Genomic DNA, 2,316 nt, shown 5'->3' with positions numbered 1-2,316 from the left:
GCCAGCCGCCCCCGTCGAATCCCGCCCACCATCGATATTAATCCCCGTTTGGAATGACTCATATCCAATTCCGCTCGTTCCCAGCGCGAGACGGAATGGATAAATTCTCCATCAACGAATCGGCTCCCGGTCGAACGTCCCGGCACTCAACATCCAGCGAAGGAAAGATCATGGCTCACTTGTTCACCCCGAAGAAGGTCGGCGCTTATACCCTCTCGCATCGCGTCGCCCTGGCGCCGATGACCCGCCTGCGCACCATCCAGCCGGGCGACATCCCGAGCCCGATGATGGCGGACTTCTACGGCCAGCGTGCATCGCAAGGCGGCCTCGAAATCATCGAAGGCGTCAGCATCTCGATCCCCGCGCGCTCCTACCTGGGCGCAGCAAGCTTCTATCACGACGGACAAATGGAAGGCTGGAAGGCCATTGCCAATGCCGTTCACGCCAAGGGCGGCCGTGCCTTCATGCAGCTCATTCACGGCGGCCGTCAAAGCCACGTTGAAATGACGGGCGGCGTCGATCCGGTAGCGCCCTCCGTCGTCCCGTTCGAAGGCGTCGCGGTGACCAAGGACGGCTTTGTCCCCGCTTCGCCGCACCGGGCGCTCGACGTCAAGGAAATCCCGGCCATCATCGAGGAGTTCCGCGTCGCGGCTCAACGCGCGTTCGACGCGGGCTTCGACGGCGTCGAACTTCACGGCGCAAACGGCTATCTGGTCGACCAGTTCATCCAGGACGGCACCAACAAGCGCACGGACGCCTACGGCGGCCCGATCGAGAACCGCGTCCGCTTCCTGCGCGAAGCCGTCGAGGCCCTGATCTCGGTGTGGGGCGCCGATCGGGTTGGCGTGCGCATCTCGCCGTCAGGCGAATGGGGCGGCATCTCCGATAGCAACCCGGAGGCCACCTTCAGTTACGTCGCGAAAGTGCTCGACGAGTACAAGATCGCCTACCTCCACGTGATCGAGCCACGTATCAAGGGTGACGAGACGCTGCACGAAGGCCACGATCCCGTCGCTGTCAGCTATCTGCGTCCGCACTTCACGGGCCCAATCATTGCTGCAGGCGGTTTCGACGGCGACAGCGCCGAAGCGATCGTTGCGTCCGGCGATGCAGACCTCGTCGCATTCGGCCGCCATTTCTCGTCGAACCCCGACCTGCCGTACCGCCTGAAGCACAAGCTCCCACTCACGCCCTATATCCGCTCCGCGTTCTGGGGTGGCGACGAAAAGGGCTACACTGACTTCCCCGCTCTCGAAGCCGCCGAGACGGCCTGAATCAAAGTACTCCTTATCTAATTTTTACAACCCAAGAGGCTCAAATGTCACGCACTATCAAGTTCGCAAAAGCCGGGGGACCGGAAGTCCTCGAGTTCATCGAGACGCAGGTTCCCGCCCCCGGTCTGCATGAGGTTCGCATCAAGGTCAAGGCGATCGGCATCAACCGCGCCGAGTCAATGTGGCGCCTCGATGATTACATTGAACCCGTCAAGTTTCCGGCGGGTCTGGGATACGAGGCAGCAGGCATTGTCGACGCCGTGGGCCCGGACGTCACCGGTATCGCGGTGGGTGACGAGGTCAACACGATCCCGTCCTTCTCGATGAATCAATACTTCACGTATGGCGAGGTCATCATCGCGCCGGACTACGCCGTCGTGAAGCATCCGAAGTCGCTATCGTTTGCCGAGGCGGCGTCGATCTGGATGATGTTCGTGACCGCGTACGGCGCGCTCGTCGAAGATGCCAAGGTGACCCAGGGCGATTTCGTCATCATTCCAGCGGCTTCCAGCAGCGTTGGACTCGCGGCGATTCAGATCACCCACTACGCGGGCGCAACTTCGATCGCGTTGACGCGCACGTCGGAGAAGAAAAAGCAGTTGCTCGAAGCAGGCGCCGCGCACGTGATCGCCACGGATGAGGTCGACCTGGTGCAGGAAGTGATGCGAATCACCGATGGCAAGGGTGCGCGCGTCGCCTTCGATCCGGTCGGCGGCCCGAACTTTCCGAAGCTGATTTCTGCGTTGGCCTTCCAGGGCATCGTGTACATCTACGGCGCGCTCAGCGAAGAGGTTACCCCGCTGCCGGTGCTGGAGATGATCGGCAAGATGCCGACCATCAAGGCGCACAACATCTGGCTGACGAGCGGCGACGAGACCCGCAGGAAGGCTGCCGTGGAATACGTCCTCAAGGGCCTCGAGGTGGGTGCGCTCAAGCCGGTCATCGATCGTACGTTCAGGTTCGACGACATGGTTGAAGTTCACCGCTATCTGGAGAACAACGGCCAGTTCGGGAAAATCGTTGTGACGGTGTAGGCAGAAAC

2 protein-coding genes are annotated in these 2,316 nt (G+C 61.5%); both read left to right on the top strand.

Translation table 11 applies throughout. The features are described 5' to 3' along the window. Window positions 1–170: 170 nt before the first annotated feature. Window positions 171–1,274 carry an alkene reductase gene (locus tag WCA53_RS09215; RefSeq protein ID WP_423908266.1) on the top strand — a complete coding sequence of 368 codons (1,104 nt, stop codon included), beginning with the start codon at window positions 171–173 and terminating at the stop codon, window positions 1,272–1,274. Between the two features lie 44 nt (window positions 1,275–1,318). After that, entirely contained in the window at window positions 1,319–2,308 is a 990-nt protein-coding gene (locus tag WCA53_RS09210; protein WP_423908264.1) for a zinc-dependent alcohol dehydrogenase family protein, read from the top strand. Window positions 2,309–2,316: the final 8 nt, after the last annotated feature.

The sequence above is a fragment of the Caballeronia sp. genome (genome assembly GCF_049581465.1).
In the GTDB taxonomy this organism is placed as follows: domain Bacteria; phylum Pseudomonadota; class Gammaproteobacteria; order Burkholderiales; family Burkholderiaceae; genus Caballeronia.
Note: the sequence above shows the minus strand (reverse complement) of the source record. Positions and strands in the feature narration are given on the sequence as shown.

Excerpts from the sequence above, each read along its gene's own strand:
- WCA53_RS09215 (WP_423908266.1), top strand. The coding sequence starts at position 171 with ATGGCTCACTTGTTCACCCCGAAGAAGGTCGGCGCTTATACCCTCTCG.
- WCA53_RS09210 (WP_423908264.1), top strand. The coding sequence starts at position 1,319 with ATGTCACGCACTATCAAGTTCGCAAAAGCCGGGGGACCGGAAGTCCTC.